Genomic DNA, 20,149 nt, shown 5'->3' on the forward strand with positions numbered 1-20,149 from the left:
AGTCAGACAAGAACGAGGAAATACATGGCAGGTTCAGTCAACAAGGTCATTCTGATCGGCAATCTTGGCGCCGACCCTGAAGTACGGTCGTTTCAGAACGGCGGCAAAGTATGCAACCTGCGCGTTGCGACGTCCGAGACATGGAAAGATCGCAACACCGGAGAACGCCGGGACCGAACCCAATGGCACCAAGTTGCCATCTTCTCGGAACCGCTGGTGCGGGTCGCCGAACAATATCTGCGCAAAGGCAGCAAGGTTTATATAGAAGGCCAGCTGGAAACCCGCAAATGGCAGGATCAGTCGGGACAAGATCGGTATACGACTGAAGTCGCCCTACGGCCCTATCGCAGCGAACTGACGATGCTAGACAGCCGCGGTGAAGGCGGCGGCGGTGGTCAGGCCGGCGGCGGCTATAGCGACCCCTACAGTGGCCAGTCAGGCGCCCCAGCCCCTGCATCCGGCGGAATCGACGACGACGAGATTCCGTTCTAAGGCAAACGGAGACGAATATGACATGGTCCTTCTCACTCGGCCGGGTATTGGGGTCGGAACTGAGGGTCCATGTCACCTTTTTTCTGTTGTTAGGTTGGGTGGCCTTCGCGGCCTATTCCAAAGGCGGGCTGCCCGCAGCGATAGACAACCTTATCTTTGTTCTGGCCTTGTTTGCCTGCGTTGTTGCGCATGAGTTCGGCCACGCGCTGATGGCGCGGCGCTACGGCATTAAAACCCCTGACATCACCCTTCTGCCTATAGGAGGGCTTGCGCGGCTTGAACGGATGCCCGAGAAGCCCATGGAGGAGGTTTGGGTCGCTCTGGCCGGGCCGGCGGTAAACATTGTGATCTGGATCGTTCTGGTGGCTCTGGGAGCTGGAATGTCGCTGGAATCCTTGGCCCGAATAGATTCGACCAATGCAGGGCTGTTGAACAGGCTGGCCTATGTGAATCTGCTGTTGGCAGTTTTTAACATGATCCCGGCCTTCCCCATGGATGGCGGCCGGGTTTTCCGCGCGCTTTTGTGTCTAAAGATGAACCGAGTGACGGCGACGCGTGTTGCGGCAGTGGCGGGTCAAATTGTGGCCGTGGCGTTTGGATTTCTCGGGCTGAGTACAGGTAACCCGTTACTGGTTTTAATCGCTGTGTTCGTTTTTGTTGCGGCCAATGCGGAAAGTCACGATGTGGCTATGCGCTCGGTCGCGCGGCGCGTACTTGCCCGGGATGCGATGATCACCGAATTCCATGCCCTATCGCCTGCCGACACGCTTGCAACCGCCGCACAGGCCGTTATTCACACCACCCAACACGAGTTTCCGGTGCTGGGCCCTGATGGAGCCTTGCTGGGTTTTGTGGCGCGCGGCACGTTGTTTGCTGCCCTGGCGCAGGAAGCCCCACGGTCCGATCTTGCGACCTCGATCATGGAAACCGAGATTCCGCGCGTTGAATTGACCACCGGGTTGGAAACGGTGCTGGGAAAGCTGCACAAGGGTGCCCCTGCTGTCGCAGTTTGCACGGAGGCCGGGGCAATGGTGGGCTATATCACCCGTGAAAACATTGGTGAGCTGATGGTAATTCGCGGGCGCTGATCAAACTGTCGCCAAAGCGTCTTCCAGCACTGTCAGCACAGCGTCACGCGGGACATCCGAAGTGACGAAAGCCCGGCCGATCCCGCGGGCAAGAATAAACCGCAACTGCCCGTCGATGACCTTTTTATCCTGCGCCATCAGATCAACCAGCGCTTCGGCACCCGGCAGATCTCCGGGAATATCGGCCAGATCGGTTTTCATTCCCATCGCGCGCAAGTGTGCCCGCACACGGCTTGGATCCTCTTGCGAACACAGCCCGAGACGAGAGGATAGCTCAAACGCCAGCGCGCAGCCGATGGCTACGCCTTCCCCGTGCAGCAGACGATCCGAATATCCGGTAGCCGCTTCGAGCGCATGACAGAAGGTGTGCCCGAGGTTCAGCAAAGCCCTGTCGCCTTGCTCGGTCTCATCGCGGGCAACGATATCAGCCTTCATCTGAACGGAACGGGTCACGGCGCGCACCCGCGCGGCCATTTCTCCGCCCGAGACGCCGGGGCCGTTAGCCTCAAGCCATTCAAAGAACTCGGCATCGCCCAGCAGGCCGTATTTCACCACCTCGCCATAACCAGACAAGAAATCCCGTTGGGTCATCGTGCCAAGAACCGAAGTATCCGCCAGCACCAGAGACGGCTGATGGAATGCTCCGATCAGGTTCTTGCCCTGAGGCGCGTTAATCCCGGTTTTGCCGCCCACGGAGCTGTCGACCTGCGCCAGTAATGAAGTCGGTATCTGAACAAAGCGAACACCGCGTCGCAAAACGGCGGCCGCAAATCCTGCCAAGTCGCCAATGACCCCGCCGCCCAAGGCGATAACCACGTCGTTGCGTTCAACTTTTTCTGCCAAAAGCCACTCGACCGCGCGTTCGAAATGCGGCCAGCTTTTGGTGGCTTCACCCGCGGGCAAGGCCAGCGAGGTCATCTCGATCCCAGCCGAGGCCAGTCCATCCCGCAAAGCATTCAGGTGCAACTTGGCCACGTTCTCGTCTGTCAGAACAGCGACTTTGCGCCGGCGTAGAAGAGGCGCAATCAACCCGCCGGACCGTTTCAGCAGGTCGGGTCCGATTTCTACGTCATAGGACCGCTCGCCCAGCTCTACATGTACGGTTTGGTGCATTTACTTCCGTTCCAAAACATCGGGGCGTGTCAACAAGGCCTCCACAACCCGGCTCACCATATTTTCGATCGAGATCTCGCCATCGGACTCAACCGTCAGACCTGCCTGCGCATAAACCGGAACGCGGGCTTCGTACAAGTCGCGCAAGGTCGCATAAGGGTCAGACGTGCGCAGCAAAGGCCGTGTGTCCTTATGTTTCACCCTGTTCCACAACACCTTCAAGTCAGCCCGCAGCCAGACCGAGACCCCGCGTTCTGTAATCATCTGGCGGTTCTGATCGGAAAGAAAGGCGCCGCCGCCCGTGGACAGGATTCCCTTTTCCTCATCCAACAAGCGTCCGATGACCTGACTTTCCTTAGCGCGAAAGAACGGTTCACCATCACGCTCAAATATCTCGGGGATGGTCATATTGGCCGCCGATTCGATCTCGGCGTCGCTGTCAAGGAAGGGAACGCCCAACCTTGCGGCCAATGCACGGCCCACAGCCGTCTTTCCTGCCCCCATCATGCCAACAAGAACGACGGTTTTGTGCAGTTCAAAGACCGCATCCGTACCTTCAGAGTGGGTGTTATGCTTAATTTCGCTCATTTCAACGTGAATGACGTGATCTTAAGAAAAATGCCAGCTATAACTATGACAAAAGACAAAATTGGGGCAGCGTTGAGCAATGGGCCGTCTGATCAAGTTCTTGATATATATTGTTTGCCTGTGTTTTGTCGGGCTGGTGGGATATGCCTATCTGGGTCCGATATTTGGGGTGGATTTCTCGGCCCCGCAGGACGAGATACGAGAGCCGGTTATCCTGAATGTTGAATAAAGCCGCACTGGCTGCATTGTTGCTGGCTGGTTCAGCGCAGGCACAACAGGCCCCTCTTTCAGTCATCGACTGGCTGACGGACCCGCCTGAAAACCTGCCCGGAACGGTCCTGTTGGAACCGCCGATCACGGAAACGGGCGTTCAACCGGATATCGAGGTCACTCCGCTTGAAGCCTTATCGCAGCCGCTGGGTCTTGTGTCGTCTTCTGTGACGGGCCTGCCGGTGCACCTGTGGCAGAACAGCGATGCCGATCGGTTGGCTGAACTGATTAACGATGTGCCCGTTCGCTATAACCCCGCGATGCAGCGATTACTGTTTACTCTAATCCTGTCCGAGGCTCGCGCACCAGCCGGTTCGGGTGCTGAAGAAACCCTGCTGCTCGCCCGCATCGACCGGTTGATGCAGCTTGGCGCGGCCGACCCTGCGCAATCTCTGATCCAGCTGGCTGGCCCGACTGATACACGAGAAAGGTTTCAGCGCTGGTTTGACGCGACCCTGCTGACCGGTGATGAGGATCGCAGTTGCACCTCGTTGATCGCAAAACCTCACCTGTCGCAGGACTACGCCGCACAGATTTTCTGCAAGGCCCGACGTGGAGACTGGCCATCAGCCGCCCTAACTCTGGAAGCGGCGCATGCATTGCAGATATTGCCACCAGATGAGCTGGATGTACTGGACCGTTTCCTAAGCCCCGAACTGTTCGAAGATGCCGAATATCTGCCGCAACCTGATGATCCAACGCCGCTGACCTTTCGCCTGTTTGAAGCGATCGGAGAGCGCTTGCCGTCTGCCCCTCTGCCTCGCGCCTTTGCGAACGCCGATCTGCGGGATGTGGCCGGGTGGAAGGCACAGATCGAAGCCGCAGAACGGTTAACCCGTATCGGCGCGCTAACCCCCAACCAGTTGTTGGGCCTTTATACGGAACGCTCTCCGGCTGCATCCGGTGCGGTCTGGGACAGGGTTTCGGCCGTTCAACGGTTCGAGGCCGCACTGGATTCCCGTGATCCCGACAAAATCGCCCACGCCTTGACGGTTGTGTGGAACCAAATGCGACTGATCGGGTTAGAAGTGCCCTTTGCCGAATTGTTCGCAGGACGCCTGTCGCAGATCGAGCTGACGGATCAATCTGCAGAACAGTTACGCTGGCGTATCCTGTTGTTGTCCGAACTGTATGAAACGGCAGCCCTTTCTGTTCCTGGTCAATCCGACGAAAATCACTTTCTGGCTGCGTTGGCCCAAGGCGATCCGGGGCGCGCCCGCTCGCCTTCGCCATTGGCAGATGCAGTCGCACAGGGGTTTGCATGGGCGGCTCCGATCCCGTCGAATATCGAAACAATGCTGAACAACGATCAGTTGGGTGAGGCAATTTTGGAATCCATGGAGCGGTTCGCGCATGGGTCGCGTGGCAACCTTGTCGACCTGACCGCAGCCATTGCTACGCTGCGCCGTGTTGGTCTTGAGGACACCGCCCGCCGTGCGGCGCTGAACTTGCTGATCCTTCAGGACAGCTGATCATGACCGCGCCCGCCACTCAGGAGTTATGGATTTCCACATTCTTGCAGGCTCAGGCCGCAGAATTGGGGGCTGCGACCAACACACTGCTGGCCTATGGTCGTGATCTGAAAGAGTTTTCGGCTTGGCTGGAGCGTCGCAAAAACGGTTTTTCCGGCACACAGCGGGAACAGATCGAGCAATACTTGATAGACTGCGACGCGCAAGGGTTGTCCCGATCTACGCGCGCACGTCGCTTATCAGCTATTAAGCAGTTGTTCCGCTTTGCTTTCGAAGAAGGATGGATCGAAACCAACCCCGCCATTCAGATCAAAGGTCCCGGCCGCCAAAAACGTCTGCCCAAAACGCTGGACGTGGCCGAAGTCGACCGCTTGCTCGAGGCCGCGCGCCGCATTGGTCGCAAAGATTCAGACCGCATCCGCAACACCTGCCTGATGGAAGTGTTGTACGCCACCGGCATGCGGGTGACAGAACTGGTTTCGCTGCCAGTCTCGTCGGCGCGCGGCGACCCGCGAATGCTGCTGGTGCTTGGCAAAGGTGGTAAGGAGCGAATGGTGCCGCTGTCGCCTCCGGCACGCGACGCGTTGGCGGCTTGGTTGGTTACCAGAGACGAGGCCGAAGACAAGAAGGTTGCAGACGGTGCGCAGCGCTCGAAGTTCCTGTTTCCCTCTCGCGGTAAATCCGGTCACCTGACCCGACACAGGTTTTTCCTGCTGGTCAAGGAATTGGCGGTTGAAGGCGGCGTTTCCCCTGAAAAAGTGACACCGCACACGCTGCGCCATGCTTTTGCCACTCATCTGCTGGCCAATGGCGCAGATCTAAGGTCTATTCAGACCCTTTTGGGCCATGCCGATGTTGCAACCACGGAAATTTACACGCATGTCCTGGACGAACGCCTTTCAGAGCTTGTGTTGCAGCATCACCCGCTGGCCAAAGACAGCGACGATGCAGGCTAACCCCTTGATCCGCTGCATGCGCACCCCCATAACGGATGCAGTATCACGAACAACCAAGGACCGATGGAACCCTCTTCTGCTTCTCTGATCGACGGCGCATTCTGGTTTACAACAGGCGCCATTCTACTTTTGCTTGTCCTATCGGGCTTTTTCTCGGGTTCTGAAACGGCATTGACCGCCTCGTCGCGCGGAAAACTGCGTGCACAGGCCGACAAAGGGTCGCGCGGCGCGCAAAAGGCCCTGGACATCACCGACGACAACGAACGGCTGATCGGTTCGGTCCTGTTGGGCAACAACCTTGTCAACATCCTTGCGGCATCGCTTGCGACTGCCCTTTTCACACGGCTTTTTGGCGAAAGCGGCGTTGCGCTGGCAACGCTGGTGATGACCCTTCTGGTCCTGATCTTTGCCGAGGTTCTGCCAAAGACCTACGCGATTACCAATTCTGAAAAGGCGGCGGCGGCCGTGGCACCGATCATCAGCGTCGTCGTGACGGTGTTTTCGCCGGTTGTCGCGGCCGTGCGTTTGCTGGTGCGTGGTGTTCTGCGTCTGTTTGGTGTCCAGATCGACCCGGACAGCAATATTCTCGCCGTGCGTGAGGAAATTGCCGGTGCGTTGCAGCTTGGTCATTCCGAAGGCGTTGTGGAAAAGGAAGACCGTGACCGTATCCTTGGCGCGCTGGACCTGGGCGACCGCACGGTGGAAGAGATTATGTTGCACCGCTCGAATATCGAAATGATCGACGCGGACGCCTCACCTGAATCTATCCTTCAGCAATGTCTGAAAAGCAGCCACACCCGGTTGCCGGTGTTTCGCGACGAACAGGAAAATATCGTTGGTGTGGTTCACGCCAAAGACCTGTTTCGCGCGATGTACGCCCATGCCGGCGGCAGTGAGAGCGCCGACAACCGCCTGAAAGAGTTCGACATCCTTAAGGTCGCCAACGACCCTTATTTCGTGCCCGAGACGACCACTCTGGACGACCAGATGCGCGAATTTCTGCGAATGCACAGCCATTTTGCCTTGGTCGTGGATGAGTATGGATCGCTGCGCGGCCTGATCACGCTTGAGGATATTCTGGAAGAAATCGTGGGCGAGATCGCGGACGAGTTCGACATCGACGAAGACGTTTCTGTGACACGCACCGACGATGGGCAGTTTCTGGTCGAAGGGGCCACCACGATCCGAGACGCCAACCGCGCAATGGACTGGTCCCTGCCTGACGAAGAAGCCAACACCGTTGCTGGCTTGGTCATTCACGAGGCGCAAATGATCCCGACTGTAGGTCAGGTCTTTTCCTTCCACGGCTTCCGGTTTGAAGTGACACAGCGTCAGGGCAACCGGATTACAGAACTGAAAGTTCGCCCGCTCTGAAGCCAGCCAAACAGTGCTACAAATCACCGGCGTTCAGGTCAAAGCGCCGGTTTTCATTTGGGTGAACACAAAAATTCTACGGCTTTGAATCACCGGCAGCCGCGCCTCTTGGATCGCGATCCGCGACACTTTCTGTCGCTGCCGCTATTGCAATGGTGATCTTCCTATTGAGACTGACGGCATAGCCATCAGGAGTCGTACATGAAACTCACAACCCAAGTTGCAGTTATCGGCGGCGGAGTCGTTGGATGTTCCGTTCTCTATCACCTGACCAAGTTGGGTTGGTCGGATGTGATGTTGCTGGAACGCTCTGAACTGACCAGCGGATCGACTTGGCATGCGGCGGGCGGGTTTCACACTTTGAATGGCGACACCAACATGGCGGCGCTGCAGGGGTACACGATCCGGCTGTACAAAGAACTGGAAGAGATCACCGGTATGTCATGCGGCCTACACCATGTGGGCGGAGTAACATTGGCGGACAATCAGGATCGGTTCGATATGCTGCTGGCGGAACGCGCCAAGCACCGTTTCATGGGACTGGAGACCGAAATCGTCGGCCCGGACGAAATCAAAAAGATCGCTCCGATCACCAATACGGACGGAATTATCGGTGCGCTCTATGACCCGCTGGACGGGCATCTGGATCCATCCGGCACCACCCACGCTTACGCCAAAGCGGCTCGGATGGGCGGCGCGACAATCGAAACCCACTGCATGGTGCGCGAAACCATCCAGCGCAGCGACGGCACCTGGGATGTGGTAACTGATAAAGGCACCGTTCACGCCGAACACGTCGTCAACGCAGGCGGTCTTTGGGCGCGCGAGGTCGGCGCGATGGCAGGTGTCTACTTCCCGCTGCACCCGATGGAGCACCAGTACCTTGTTACGGACTCGATCCCGCAAATTGAGGCGATTATCGACGCAGGCGGCGAGCATCCGCATGTGATGGACCCGGCCGGCGAGAGCTATTTGCGACAGGAAGGGCGTGGATTGTGTATTGGGTTCTATGAACAGCCCTGCAAACCTTGGGCCGTCGATGGCACACCGTGGGAGTTCGGCCACGAACTGCTTCCCGATGATTATGACAAGATCACCGACAGTATCGAATTCGCATATAAACGTTTCCCCGTTTTGGCCGAGGCTGGCGTCAAATCGGTGATCCACGGACCGTTTACCTTTGCGCCGGACGGGAACCCTCTGGTTGGGCCGGTGCCCGGCATGCGAAACTATTGGTCAGCCTGCGGCGTGATGGCAGGGTTCAGCCAGGGCGGCGGCGTTGGACTAACGCTGGCACAATGGATGATCGAAGGTGAACCGGAACGCGATGTTTTTGCCATGGATGTCGCCCGCTTTGGCGACTGGATCAGCCCCGGCTATACGCGCCCAAAAGTGATTGAGAACTATCAGAAGCGGTTCAGCGTCGCCTACCCCAACGAGGAACTGCCAGCCGCGCGCCCAAATCGAACGACACCGATGTACGACATTTTCAGCGATATGGGCGCGGTCTGGGGCCAGCAATACGGCTTGGAAGTTGCGAATTACTTCGCGCAAGAGGGCGAGCCGGGCTATGAAACGCCCTCGTTCCGGCGCTCGGATGCGTTCGCGGCAACGGGGCGCGAAGTGCGCGCCGTGCGAAACGGTGTCGGGATCAACGAGGTCCACAATTTCGGGAAATACCGCATTACCGGTTCGGGTGCACGCGACTGGCTGGACCGCATCATGGCTGGACGCATACCAAAGCCGGGACGGCTATCGCTGACACCAATGCTGTCCCCCAAAGGCAAGTTGATCGGGGATTTCACCGTATCCTGTTTGGCTGAGACTGAATTCCAAGTGACTGCGTCATACGGCAGTCAGGCCTTCCATATGCGGTGGTTCCTGCAGCATCAGGACGAAGGCGTAACTATTGAAAACGTCAGCGATCATTTGAACGGGCTTCAGATCGCAGGTCCAAAGGCGACTAAGGTTCTGGAAGCTTGCACCCGAGCGAACATCACCGACCTGAAATTCCTGGACGTTCGGCGCATGACCATCGGCATGACCGACTGCATCGTTCAAAGGGTCAGCTACACCGGGGATCTGGGGTATGAGATATATTGCAGTCCGATGGCTCAACGGCAGCTGTGGTGGACACTTTGGCAAGCTGGTCAACCTCTCGGAATGGTGCCCTTCGGCATGCGCGCAATGATGAGCCTGCGCCTGGACAAGTTCTTTGGGTCTTGGATGCGCGAGTTCTCACCTGATTACACGGCCGCCGAAACCGGATTGGATCGTTTTATCGCGTTTTCCAAAAACTCGGACTTTATCGGTCGCGCTGCGGCCGAGCTGGAGCGGTCCGAGGGCACCGCGCGCAAGCTGGTCTCGTTCGAGGTGGATGCTGACGACGCCGACGTGAATGCCTATGAACCTGTTTGGCTCGATGGCGTCGTCGTCGGGTTCTGCACCTCGGGCGGATATTCGCACTATGCCGGGAAATCCATCGCCATGGGCTTTTTACCCACGGATCGTGCGCGCGATGGGCTAGAGGTCGAAATTGAGATACTGGGCCAGATGCGCAAAGCCCATGTTATTTCCACCCCGCTATTCGATAGGGAAGGTAATCGTATGCGGGGATGACAAGGGATCGCTCAGGCGGCACTGTGACGGCATGAAAAACATCCCCATCATCCTTCTGGCCGCAGGACAATCTCGCCGCATGGCAGGAACGGACAAGTTAATGCAAATGGTCGACGGGGCCCCCCTGTTGCGGCGAACGGCTCAAACTGCGATGCAGGCTGGCCCGGTAATTGTCGCGTTACCCCCTGCACCGCATCCACGCCATGATGCGGTGAAAGGGTTGAACGTTTTGGTTGTTGGCATTCCAGACGCAGACGAAGGGATGAATGCCAGTTTGCGCGGCGCCTTGGCGCATGTCCCCCCCAATGCCGATGCCGTCATGGTTTTACTGGCCGACCTGCCCGAAATCACGGAGAGTGACCTGTTACAAGTCACAACTTCTGTCCAAAAGCACCCCGAATGTTTGATCTGGCGTGGGGCAACCGCCACGGGAAAACCCGGCCATCCGGTCGTGTTCGATCGTTCGCTATTCGAAGAACTCAGCCACTTAACGGGCGATGAGGGTGCGCAATCTGTTGTGCGTGCCTTCAAGGATGCGGTGCATCTCCAGCAGCTACCCGGCGAAAACGCGCTTTTGGACTTGGACACACCTGAGGATTGGGCGCGCTGGCGCGCCAAGAAGTCTAAATAAGCAGACTATTAAAATAGAAGCGGCCCGGTCGATACCGACCAGGCCGCTTGCCCAAAACAGGACTACCACTTTTCACCAATCCTGAAAACGCTGCCAAAAATGCCTATGGCACCCTGGCTATTCCGCCGCTGAACCTAAACAAGACCCCCTCGTTAACATGCCGCTCAGCGCTTCCAGTGACTGTGACAAGCCGTTGGCACCCCCTAGTGCCGTCGGCTCCCCCTTCGCTTGGGCAAGTTCATCGTCACCCAAACAGTGCTTCCAAACAACGTAAAATTGGAAAGACCGGTTAATTTTCTGAGTTTCGGAATGGTTTTTGCGCAACAACCCGCCGAGACCGAATCTACCTATAGAAGATCTATGAATTACCGCTTTGGACCAATACCGCCATTATGTATATTCTTTATTGAGCATATATAAAGGTTATTGGGAGCATATGCATTTGATATGATCAGGTCGCAAAAATACACCACAACCAAAAGGTGAGCGGTTATTTGCCGAAGCTCTACAGCGACCCTTTGTTACCAAAACTGAATCAATTCACGTCAATTCAGGGTTTGACTTTCGAATTGGCAACAATCAGCCGATTCGCGCCAATCGATTCGCCACGCATCTCTGCATTTCGCCGACATAGAACGATCTGTTTGTGGCGAAATTAAGATTTCTTAATCCTAGGAACAGGAAACGCACAGACTGATGCCTCATCTCCTCGGTTAACGCGCGGCTGCAATCGCGCGATATAAACAGGAGACCAAAATGAGCATCCGTAAATCCTCTCTGCTTTTACCACGCGCCACTGGTTGGGCAGGTACATCCGCGCTTAGCGCCGCGTTGCTGGCAACGACTGCGCTGCCCTCGCTGGCCGACGAAGCCTTGGCTGACCTTGTCGAAAACGTATCCCCTTCGGTGGTGACCATCATCGCCGAACAGGACATTGTGCCCGTGCAAGCACCGGGACAGGGACAGAACTTTGATTTCGAAGACCACCCGTTCGGTGAATTTTTCAAACGCTTCGGCGCGCCTGAAGGCTTTCAGGCACCCCAACGCGGACCATCCCAGGGGCTGGGATCGGGTTTCGTACTCGACGAAGCGGGATACATCATCACCAACCACCATGTGGTCGACAATGCCTCAACCGTGACCGTCCGCCTGAGCGACGACCGCAGTTTTGAGGCCGAGATCGTGGGCACCGACCCGCTGACCGATATCGCCGTCCTAAAGATCGACGCCGGAGAAACCTTGCAAGCCGTAGAAATGGGCGACAGCGAAGTTATCCGTGTGGGCGAGGATGTGGTCGCCATCGGCAACCCGTTCGGCCTGCATTCAACCGTGACCACCGGTATCGTTTCTGCCAAAGGCCGCAATATCTCGGCCGGACCATACGCAGAATTCATTCAAACCGACGCTGCCATCAACAAGGGCAATTCGGGCGGTCCGCTGTTCAACATGGACGGCGAAGTGATTGGCGTGAATTCGGCCATCTACTCGCCCACCGGCGGGTCGGTTGGTCTGGGCTTTGCCGTGACATCGAACATCGTTGAACATATCGCCGCCGATCTGCGTGACGATGGTCAGGTCAGCCGCGGCTGGCTGGGTGTGTCGATCCAGAATGTCAGCCCGGAAATCGCAGCGGCCATGGGCATCGACGCCTCAACCGGCGCGTTGGTATCGGATGTCGTTGAAGGCAGCCCGGCGGAAGGTGTACTGGAACAGGGTGACGTTATCCTGACCTTCAATGATGAAGCCGTCGGCTCCAGCAGCGATCTGCCGATCCTCGTCGGAACAACCAAAGTCGGCACCGACAGTGTCATGACTGTTCTGCGCGATGGCAAAGAGCAGCAGATTGAGCTGACAATCGGCCAGCACCAGAGCGCCTCAGCCGAGGTCGACAAATCCGTGGACGAAGGCATCTCGGGCACTGCCCTGGGTGTGACCGTTGCGCCGTTGACCGAAAGTAACCGCGCGCAAATGGGCGTCGGCGAAAATGTCGACGGTGTCGTTGTGACTGACCTGAAACCCGATAGTCCCGCCGCCAAGGCCGGACTGCAACGCGGCGACGTGATCGTGAAACTGGGCAGCCAGGAAACCGCATCACCCGACGCGCTAAAAGCCGCGCTGGACAGCGAAAAGACGGACCCTGCACTGGTGCTGATCAACCGGGGCGGAAACCAGATCTTCGTGGCGGTGGAAATCGCCTGACCCGAAGTCCGCGTACGCCATTTGATGGGGATTTCTGGCGTGCGCCTCCCTGGCGGATTGAATTGTCCGCATTCCGCCGGGACTGCCGGGTGCGCTGCAACGCACCCGGCACGTAGTTTACGCAAATTATGTGCTTTTCCGGAAATTTGTGTTTAAATCCCGATAGAAAGGAACCCGAAACATGAGCCGCCGCCTGCTGATCGTCGAAGATGACGAGGACACCCGTGAATTCATCGCCAAGGGCTTTGGCGAAGAAGGCTATGTGGTCGAGCAGGCCGCAGATGGCCGCGAGGGCCTTTACCACGCCACCGATGGTGGGTTTGACGCCATCGTTTTGGACCGGATGCTACCAGGGCTGGATGGTTTGTCGTTGATCCGTTCCTTGCGGGCGGCCGGGGTTAAGACCCCTACCCTAATGCTGACCGCGATGAGCGCGGTTGACGAAAGGGTTAAAGGCCTGCGTTCCGGTGCGGATGATTATCTGGTGAAGCCGTTTTCGTTTCAGGAGCTTCACGCGCGGATCGAAGCCCTGTTGCGGCGCCCGCAGGAATCCGAGGAAACCGCGACACTGACCTGCCGCGATCTTGAGATGGACCTGCTGACACGCAAAGTCACACGCGATGGACAAGAGATTTCCCTGACCCCGCGTGAGTTCCAGATCCTTGAGTTCTTTTTGCGTCGCAAGAATCGCGTGGTTTCGCGCACCATGCTGCTGGAAGGCGTCTGGGATTATCATTTCGACCCGAATACCAACGTCGTCGACGTCCATATCTCCAAACTGCGCCGTCAGCTTGATGAGGGCGGCAAAAAGCCGTTGATCGAAACAGTCCGAGGCGCAGGTTACATGATATCTGATGGATAACCTGCGACTTTCGTTCAATAATTCCCGCACCCGCCTCGTTCTGGCCAGCATGGTTCTCAGCACTTTGCTGACCGCAATCGTGCTGGGGCTGGTCTACTTCACCGCCAATCGCAGTATCGAGGGTGAGACCCGCTCGGTGGTGTCCGCCGAACTGACAGGCCTGGCAGATGAATACGAACGACGCGGCCTGTTTGGCCTGTTACAAGCCATTGAGCGCAGGATCCCAACCGCGTCCGAGCGGGATGCCCTGTATCTTTTGACCGACCGGTTCGGCGTGAAGCTGGCCGGTAACCTCAAGCACTGGCCTGCGGATGTCACAGCGGGCAGCGGTTGGGTCGATCTGGATCTTCGCCGCGCCGATAACGACCAGTTGGTGCCGATCTCGGCTGCCTCGGTGCGCTTGCCCGGCGGCGAACGCCTGCTGGTTGGACGCGATGCCCTTGCGCGGCAACAATTCGACAGAGCGCTGTTGCGCGCGGTTGGCTTGGCGCTTGCAATCGCGTTGGCACTGAGCCTTTTAACTGGTTGGCTTTTCACACGGCTGGTCTTCACTCGCCTGTCTGAATTTGCGGGCACGGCAGAAAACATTGTGTCGGGCGACCTGTCCCGCCGCATGCCGTTACGCGGAACCGGGGATGAGCTGGATCAGGTGGCCGGAACCCTGAACAGCATGTTGGACCGAATTGAGGAACTGATCAGCAATCTGCGCACGACCTCAAACTCAATCGCCCATGACCTGCGATCCCCCCTATCCCGCCTGCGTCAAAGGGTTGAGTCGCTGTCTGACCCAGCCAAAAGCGAATTGGACCGCGAGGTCGACGTATCCCGCGCGACGGCGGAAATCGACCATGTGCTACGTGTTCTTGGGCAGCTGACCGAAATCTCGCGCGCCGAGGCCGGTGTTGGGCGGGAACAGTTCGAATCTGTGGACCTGCAGCAACTGATTGGCGACGTTGTCGAACTTTATGATCCTGTTGCGACCGATCAGGGAATTTCTTTAGAAGTTGTAGGCACCGCTCACACTGTTCAGGGACATCGCCCGCTTCTGTCGCAAGCTCTATCGAACTTGTTGGAAAACGCTATGCGTTACGCCCCTGAAGACACGGCGATCACGATCACCCTGTCAGAAAGCGGTCCCTTCACCTGCCTGAGCGTACGTGACCGGGGCCCGGGTGTCCCAGAAGAGGACTTACCACGCCTTCAGGTGCCCTTTGTCACGCTCGACCCCGCGAGGACCGAGCGAAACTCGGGGTTGGGTTTGGCTTTGGTCGCAGCGATTTCCCACATGCATGACGGCGCATTCGAAGCGCGCAATTGCGATCCGGGCCTTGAGGCCATAATCAAACTGGCCCGCAAGCCCTAGTTGGGCAAGCCATTGATCGCCATCATCTTGTTTTTATAGCGTTTATCCGCCGTCACATCCGCTCCGAACCAAGCCGGCGGCAAATATGCCCTTGCCTCGGCCTCAGTGTCGAACTCAACCTCGACTAGCCGCAACGGTGCAAGGTCCCCCAGAAATATGTCCAGCTCAAACACCCGACCATCCGGCAGCGTCCCGGTATAGCGTTCCTTCTCGACCCGGCGCCCTTCGGTTTCCGGCCAGAAGGTCTCGAACTGCTCGACGGTGATCTCGGCCTCGCGTTCCACGCGCACCAGCGAACCCGCCCCTTTTAGAGTGAGGAAATGGCGGTCATTCTTCTGCCGCAGACGCAGTTCGGTGGAATCGTCCGGAGCCGTCAAATAGCCTTGGCGGACGACGGCCTTACCCGCGTCACTCAGGTCTGGCAGTTCCGCCACCAGAAATTTGCGTTCAATTTCTGTGCTCATTGCTTTGAAGCCGATCTGTTTTCTATCTCGTCATACAATTTTTGATAGGCCGTGCTGGCAGCGCTGCGTGGGGCGTATTCACTGACCGGCGCACGGTTTTGCCCCATCCTTTCAATATCCGCCGCAAACGGGATTGAGCTTTGCAGGAACCGCTTGCGATGACGCTTTCGCATCTCATCCATCGTCTCATGGTGCAGGGTCTTGCGTTGCTGCACCATGGAAAAGAATGCGTTCAGCTTCTTCTTCGACAACTTGTTGGCATCAAAAAACCCGACCAACTGATCGAAACTTCTTTCCGACAGCGTCGTCGGGATCACCGGAACCACGATCTGATCCGCGGCTTTAAAGACGTTTTCCGACAGGGTCGAAAAGTTGGGTGGGCAATCCAGTATGATCACGTCGTAATCGCTGCCTGCTGCAATCAGCGCCTTTTTCAGCCTGGATCGTTTGTTCCGCATCCGCGACAGGAAGACGTCAAAATCCCGGAATGTCATGTTTGCCGGGAGCACGTCCAGCCCTTCGAAATCGCTGGCGCGAATGGACTTGGTAAAGCGCGCGACATCATCAAAAAACCGCGCATCTGTCAGCTTTTTGGATGGCTTAACGCGCAGATAAAACCCAGACGCGCCCTGCGGATCCAAATCGCACAACAGAACTTTGTGCCCCGCCACCGCGTAGGCATGGGCTAAATTGACCGAGGTCGCGGTTTTACCCACACCGCCCTTGTTGCTGTAACAGGCAATGATTTTCATTCCTCAGCCCTCCTTGTGGTGAAACAACTTCCGAAACAGGTGCCGGATATCCGGGCTGTCGAATTGTTTGAATTTTGCTATGACGCAGTCACGTTCCGCCCTTTGGCGTTGATCCAGAACCGCAATCAGACCGCCAACCGACAAAGCCATCTGCGCGTCAGCGCGGCCTTGGGTATTGCTGTTCTGTTTAACGAAGTTTTGCAGTGCTTCTTGCTGTACCGAGAAATCGTTGAACAGACCCAAATTATCCTGCAGCTTTTTTAACGGCTTGATGATCGTTTTGAACGCCTTGGCGTCGAACAACGGTGCAAAGTACTCCATAAGGTAACGCAGCTTCTTACAGTCGATCCGCAGATTATGCACAACTTCGTCAGGCGTGTGCGGCGTGATCCGCCGCGCCAGTTTGCAGGTTTTACGGTAGCGTTTCCAAATCAGAGAACATGCAAAATCATAGGCCGGCCGATCCGCATTTGGACCAGGCCGCAGATTGGCCGGATCTGCGAAAAGTTCGGTCAGCTTTCGCATCTGCGTGTCATAGCCTTGCGTCAAAAAGCGACGGGACAGGCGGCCAAGTGCTTGGGCGCGTTCGTTTTCGAATTGCGTAAACATGGCCCTGACGCCGTCATGAAGGTTGACCGGTATCAGATTGAAGTAACTATCTTTTTCCAACAGATAGACATCCAAATCTCGCACTCGGCCAGTTGGTTCCATCAAACCCGAAAACTCACGCTTTAGTTCGGCGGTTTGTTCGAGCGAAAACACGTCTTTGAACAGGCTGATCACCGATCGCACACGGCGCAATGAAACGCGATAATCATGCAGAAACTCGGTGTCGATATCATCGATCACACCGGCTTCATTCTGGCGCGCGACCGCCAGATAGGTGCGGATGATGTCCGTGGCGACTTCGATCGAAGGTTCATGGGTTTCGATCCTGATCTGTGGCTTCGCCTTGTAAATGGTCGCCTTGGGAAACAGTCCGTCAAACACTGGTTCCGTGCTGCTTGCAGCAGCGTCCATTTTCTTCAGCTTTTGACAAATTGACTTGAACGCCCGGTCATATCCGCGCATGTGCCGAACCGTTACAACCGATACCTGCCCCTGATCCGACGACAAGAGCATCATCGTGCCGCGCACCTGCGTTTTTTGCTGGTCACCCAGAACCACAAATGAGCGGTGTTCGACCCTGCCTGACCCGACATTCATCAGCGCCCGCAACTTGGGAAATCCAGCCAGTGCAACTTTGACGGGACCGTCCGGTAAGTCCTGAACGAACTTTCCCTCTCCTCTGCATCCTTGGATCTGGGATTTTCTGCCGCACAACAAGATCAAGGACCCATCGATCTGGATCAAAGCCCTGCCAGATGCCCGAAGGGATTGATCGTGGCAATCCAGAATACCAAAACGTCTGGCAGGTTCAGCGGCGTCAAACCGCAACGCCAGTCCTTTCAGAGACTGTGCAAACCTCGCCCCATCAAACGCGCCCCGGATGACAAAACAGCTTTTGACCCGAACCATTAAGCGCGTCCCTTTCACGGAGTATCCAGTATGTCATAATGAATTCATATTCCTTCAATCCAATCAACGACTAACTCTGCTGATCAACCGCTATGGCGCAAACGTCAGACTTTGCACCAACAACCGAATGACTCTGCCAGGCCATTTGGCTAATACAAGGGAATGTCCGATCCCGTTTCATCAATCCGCAATCTCGGCCCGGCCTTTGAACAATCCTGCGCACGCGCAGGCATTCACTCTGCGCAGGAATTGCGCGCACTGGGGGCGGATGAAGCCTATGCACGGTTGCTGCAGGCCGGTACCCGGCCGCATTTCATCGGATACTACGTTTTGGTGATGGGATTGCAGGGGCGCCCTTGGAACGATTGCAAGGGCGAGGAAAAGAAGGCTTTACGCAAAACGTTTGACGCGATCAAATCCAGTGTCAGCATCGCCCCAGAAAACCAGCTGATTTCTGATCTGGATGCGATAGGCGTAAGGATCGCACCGAAAGACCTAAAACAGGTCTGAAACGAAAAAGGCCGCACCCCGATGGGATACGGCCCTAAAGTTCGTCCAGTGGCGGTTTAGCCGACCAGTTCGATACCCGAGAAGAAGTATGCGATCTCAACAGCTGCCGTTTCCGGCGCGTCCGAACCGTGGACAGAGTTTTCTCCAACCGATTCAGCGAACTCGGCGCGGATGGTACCGGCGGCTGCGTCTGCAGGGTTGGTTGCGCCCATGACTTCGCGGTTCTTGGCAATGGCGCCTTCGCCTTCCAGAACCTGAACAACAACCGGTGCCGACGACATGAATTCGCACAGCTCGTCATAGAACGGACGCTCGGCGTGCACGTCATAGAACTTGCCAGCCTGAGCTTTGGTCATGTGGATGCGCTTTTGCGCAACGATGCGCAGGCCGGCTTCTTCAAACTTGGCATTGATTTTGCCAGTCAGGTTGCGGCGGGTTGCATCGGGTTTGATGATCGAGAATGTGCGTTCCAGTGCCATGTCGGCCTCTCCTTACTATATGGCGCGGGGTCCGCGCCGAAATCCATCGCGCGCCGCCTAACATGGTATCAGCCTCATGAAAAGTGGAATGATTGCACCGTTTGGGATTTGGCGATCAGATTGTGTCCGGCAATGGCTCCGACGCGTCGACCCGGCGAACATAAACCACGGCGAGCAGACCGACAAAACCACAGACGAACATCATGCCCAGCACCAGATACGGTCCATTTTCGGGGCTGACAAACGCGCCAGTCATTAAGGTCAGAACTGCTCCCAAGGCGACGATCATCGCACCGGACAATCCAGCCGCGCTGCCCGCCAGTTTGGGCCGCACGGACATGACCCCTGCAGAGGCGTTGGCGTTGGTCAAACCGTTGCCGAAACCCACGCAAATAGCAGACCCAAAGAATACCCAGACCGAGCCCAGACCCGCTATGAACAGTAGCAATCCGCACAAAGGCCCGGTTGAGGCGACAACCCGCCCGATCAGGATCATCGTCGTCAGCTGTGTATGCGCCGCGATGCGCCCGGTGATGAAGTTGCCCACCATGAAACCACCGGTGATAATCCCGATCCCCAACCCCAGCATGGCGGGGCTCAGATCGAACCACTCTGCAGCGACAAGCGGCGCGCCGGTGATGAAGCTGAAAAAACCGCCGATCGAAAATGCCGCGCACAGCGCGTAGCCCCAGAACCGACGCGCGCGCAGCAGGTGGGGATATTCCTTTAGCTGAGCCGAAAAGGTTGCCGACCGGTTCGTATTCGTTTCACCCATATCGGCCCATAGCAGCGCCAGCATTCCCGCCCCAAGCACCGAGTACAGGACGAACCCGGCCCGCCAGCCAAACAGCATATCCAACGCACCGCCCAGCATCGGGCCAAGCATCGGCGCCAATGCCATTGCCATTGCGACATATCCCAATTTGCTAGCGGCCTCGTTCGGAGCATAGAGATCCCGGATCGAGGCACTGGACAGCACGGGTCCGGCCACCACCGCGGCTTGCAGCAAACGGAAGCCAAGGAACATCCAGATCGACTCGGCCAGTACGCAACCGACCGAGGAAATAGCGAAAATACCCATACAAATCAATATGATCGGCCTGCGACCAAACCTGTCCGATAATGGTCCTACGATCAGCTGTAAAACGGCGGATACCGCCAGATACCCGGCGACAGACAGATTAATCAGGCCATAATCGACCTGAAATCCCTCAGCCATCCGTGCCAGCGACGGCAGAAACATATTCAGCGACAGCACCGATAACGCCGTGGCGAAGATCAATGTAATTAGTGAGGGGGGCGTCTGTGCCGCGCGCATGATAAAAACCGTCGAAAAATGCCTACCCGGCCAGCGCTAACACATTGCTTGGATATTGAACATGCCAAGCCGCTGGCGGCG

Annotated in this window: 19 protein-coding genes; 12 read left to right on the forward strand and 7 right to left on the reverse strand. The window is 57.0% G+C overall.

Annotation, left to right across the window (positions count from 1 at the left end; all coding sequences use genetic code 11):
* The first annotated feature begins 24 nt into the window (after nt 1–24).
* A complete protein-coding gene (ssb, locus tag GOW92_RS02555; protein WP_170557688.1) occupies nt 25–492 on the forward strand; it encodes a single-stranded DNA-binding protein in 468 nt (155 codons plus the stop codon).
* Nucleotides 493–509: 17 nt separating this feature from the next.
* Nucleotides 510–1,580, forward strand: coding sequence for a site-2 protease family protein (locus GOW92_RS02560; RefSeq protein ID WP_170557690.1), 1,071 nt, complete (start codon nt 510–512; stop codon nt 1,578–1,580).
* Here GOW92_RS02560 and aroB read toward each other — a convergent pair whose 3' ends face one another.
* Nucleotides 1,581–2,693: a 3-dehydroquinate synthase gene (gene aroB / locus GOW92_RS02565; RefSeq protein WP_170557692.1), complete on the reverse strand. Its 1,113-nt coding sequence runs from the start codon at nt 2,691–2,693 to the stop codon at nt 1,581–1,583.
* Nucleotides 2,694–3,281 (reverse strand): shikimate kinase, encoded by a 588-nt coding sequence (locus GOW92_RS02570; protein ID WP_170557694.1) that lies wholly within the window; start codon nt 3,279–3,281, stop codon nt 2,694–2,696. It abuts the gene before it with no gap.
* A gap of 79 nt (nt 3,282–3,360) precedes the next feature.
* On the opposite strand from GOW92_RS02570, the gene GOW92_RS02575 reads away from it, so the two are divergent.
* The 9 genes from GOW92_RS02575 to GOW92_RS02615 all read left to right on the forward strand — a co-directional run bounded on the left by GOW92_RS02575 (nt 3,361) and on the right by GOW92_RS02615 (nt 15,027).
* The gene (locus GOW92_RS02575) at nt 3,361–3,510 is read left to right on the forward strand and encodes a hypothetical protein (protein ID WP_170557697.1); all 150 of its coding nucleotides are present in this window, start codon (nt 3,361–3,363) and stop codon (nt 3,508–3,510) included.
* Nucleotides 3,500–5,023 carry a hypothetical protein gene (locus GOW92_RS02580; protein WP_170557699.1) on the forward strand — a complete coding sequence of 508 codons (1,524 nt, stop codon included), beginning with the start codon at nt 3,500–3,502 and terminating at the stop codon, nt 5,021–5,023. The genes GOW92_RS02575 and GOW92_RS02580 overlap by 11 nt, the downstream gene beginning before the upstream one ends.
* 2 nt (nt 5,024–5,025) lie before the next feature.
* Nucleotides 5,026–5,979: a site-specific tyrosine recombinase XerD gene (locus GOW92_RS02585; protein WP_170557700.1), complete on the forward strand. Its 954-nt coding sequence runs from the start codon at nt 5,026–5,028 to the stop codon at nt 5,977–5,979.
* A gap of 63 nt (nt 5,980–6,042) precedes the next feature.
* On the forward strand, nt 6,043–7,353 hold the full coding sequence (locus GOW92_RS02590) for an HlyC/CorC family transporter (protein ID WP_170557702.1): 1,311 nt from the start codon (nt 6,043–6,045) through the stop codon (nt 7,351–7,353).
* A gap of 201 nt (nt 7,354–7,554) precedes the next feature.
* On the forward strand, nt 7,555–9,972 hold the full coding sequence (locus tag GOW92_RS02595; RefSeq protein WP_170557704.1) for a GcvT family protein: 2,418 nt from the start codon (nt 7,555–7,557) through the stop codon (nt 9,970–9,972).
* A 31-nt stretch (nt 9,973–10,003) separates the two neighbouring features.
* Complete coding sequence (locus GOW92_RS02600; RefSeq protein ID WP_170557706.1) at nt 10,004–10,603, forward strand: nucleotidyltransferase family protein; 600 nt, start codon at nt 10,004–10,006, stop codon at nt 10,601–10,603.
* A 756-nt stretch (nt 10,604–11,359) separates the two neighbouring features.
* Complete coding sequence (locus GOW92_RS02605) at nt 11,360–12,802, forward strand: Do family serine endopeptidase (protein WP_170557708.1); 1,443 nt, start codon at nt 11,360–11,362, stop codon at nt 12,800–12,802.
* A gap of 181 nt (nt 12,803–12,983) precedes the next feature.
* Nucleotides 12,984–13,664 (forward strand): response regulator transcription factor, encoded by a 681-nt coding sequence (locus tag GOW92_RS02610; RefSeq protein WP_170557710.1) that lies wholly within the window; start codon nt 12,984–12,986, stop codon nt 13,662–13,664.
* Nucleotides 13,657–15,027: a sensor histidine kinase gene (locus GOW92_RS02615; protein ID WP_170557712.1), complete on the forward strand. Its 1,371-nt coding sequence runs from the start codon at nt 13,657–13,659 to the stop codon at nt 15,025–15,027. The genes GOW92_RS02610 and GOW92_RS02615 overlap by 8 nt, the downstream gene beginning before the upstream one ends.
* Here GOW92_RS02615 and GOW92_RS02620 read toward each other — a convergent pair.
* Genes GOW92_RS02620 through GOW92_RS02630 form a run of 3 tightly spaced genes read right to left on the reverse strand, consistent with a single transcriptional unit; the run spans nt 15,024 to nt 17,761 of the window.
* Entirely contained in the window at nt 15,024–15,491 is a 468-nt protein-coding gene (locus GOW92_RS02620) for a CYTH domain-containing protein (protein ID WP_170557714.1), read from the reverse strand. The two genes, GOW92_RS02615 and GOW92_RS02620, sit on opposite strands and share 4 nt — an antisense overlap.
* The gene (locus tag GOW92_RS02625; protein WP_170557715.1) at nt 15,488–16,243 is read right to left on the reverse strand and encodes a ParA family protein; all 756 of its coding nucleotides are present in this window, start codon (nt 16,241–16,243) and stop codon (nt 15,488–15,490) included. Before GOW92_RS02625 ends, GOW92_RS02620 begins: the two co-directional genes overlap by 4 nt.
* 3 nt (nt 16,244–16,246) lie before the next feature.
* Entirely contained in the window at nt 16,247–17,761 is a 1,515-nt protein-coding gene (locus GOW92_RS02630) for a CHAD domain-containing protein (RefSeq protein WP_170557717.1), read from the reverse strand.
* A 162-nt stretch (nt 17,762–17,923) separates the two neighbouring features.
* Here GOW92_RS02630 and GOW92_RS02635 point away from each other — a divergent pair, with 162 nt between their 5' ends.
* On the forward strand, nt 17,924–18,271 hold the full coding sequence (locus tag GOW92_RS02635; protein WP_170557719.1) for a TfoX/Sxy family protein: 348 nt from the start codon (nt 17,924–17,926) through the stop codon (nt 18,269–18,271).
* Between the two features lie 56 nt (nt 18,272–18,327).
* On the opposite strand, the gene ndk is transcribed toward GOW92_RS02635, so the two are convergent.
* Complete coding sequence (gene ndk, locus GOW92_RS02640) at nt 18,328–18,750, reverse strand: nucleoside-diphosphate kinase (RefSeq protein WP_170557721.1); 423 nt, start codon at nt 18,748–18,750, stop codon at nt 18,328–18,330.
* Between the two features lie 115 nt (nt 18,751–18,865).
* On the reverse strand, nt 18,866–20,068 hold the full coding sequence (locus GOW92_RS02645; RefSeq protein ID WP_170557723.1) for a multidrug effflux MFS transporter: 1,203 nt from the start codon (nt 20,066–20,068) through the stop codon (nt 18,866–18,868).
* Nucleotides 20,069–20,149 lie beyond the last annotated feature (81 nt).

This window comes from Ruegeria atlantica (assembly GCF_013032505.1).
Lineage (GTDB): Bacteria > Pseudomonadota > Alphaproteobacteria > Rhodobacterales > Rhodobacteraceae > Ruegeria > Ruegeria atlantica_F.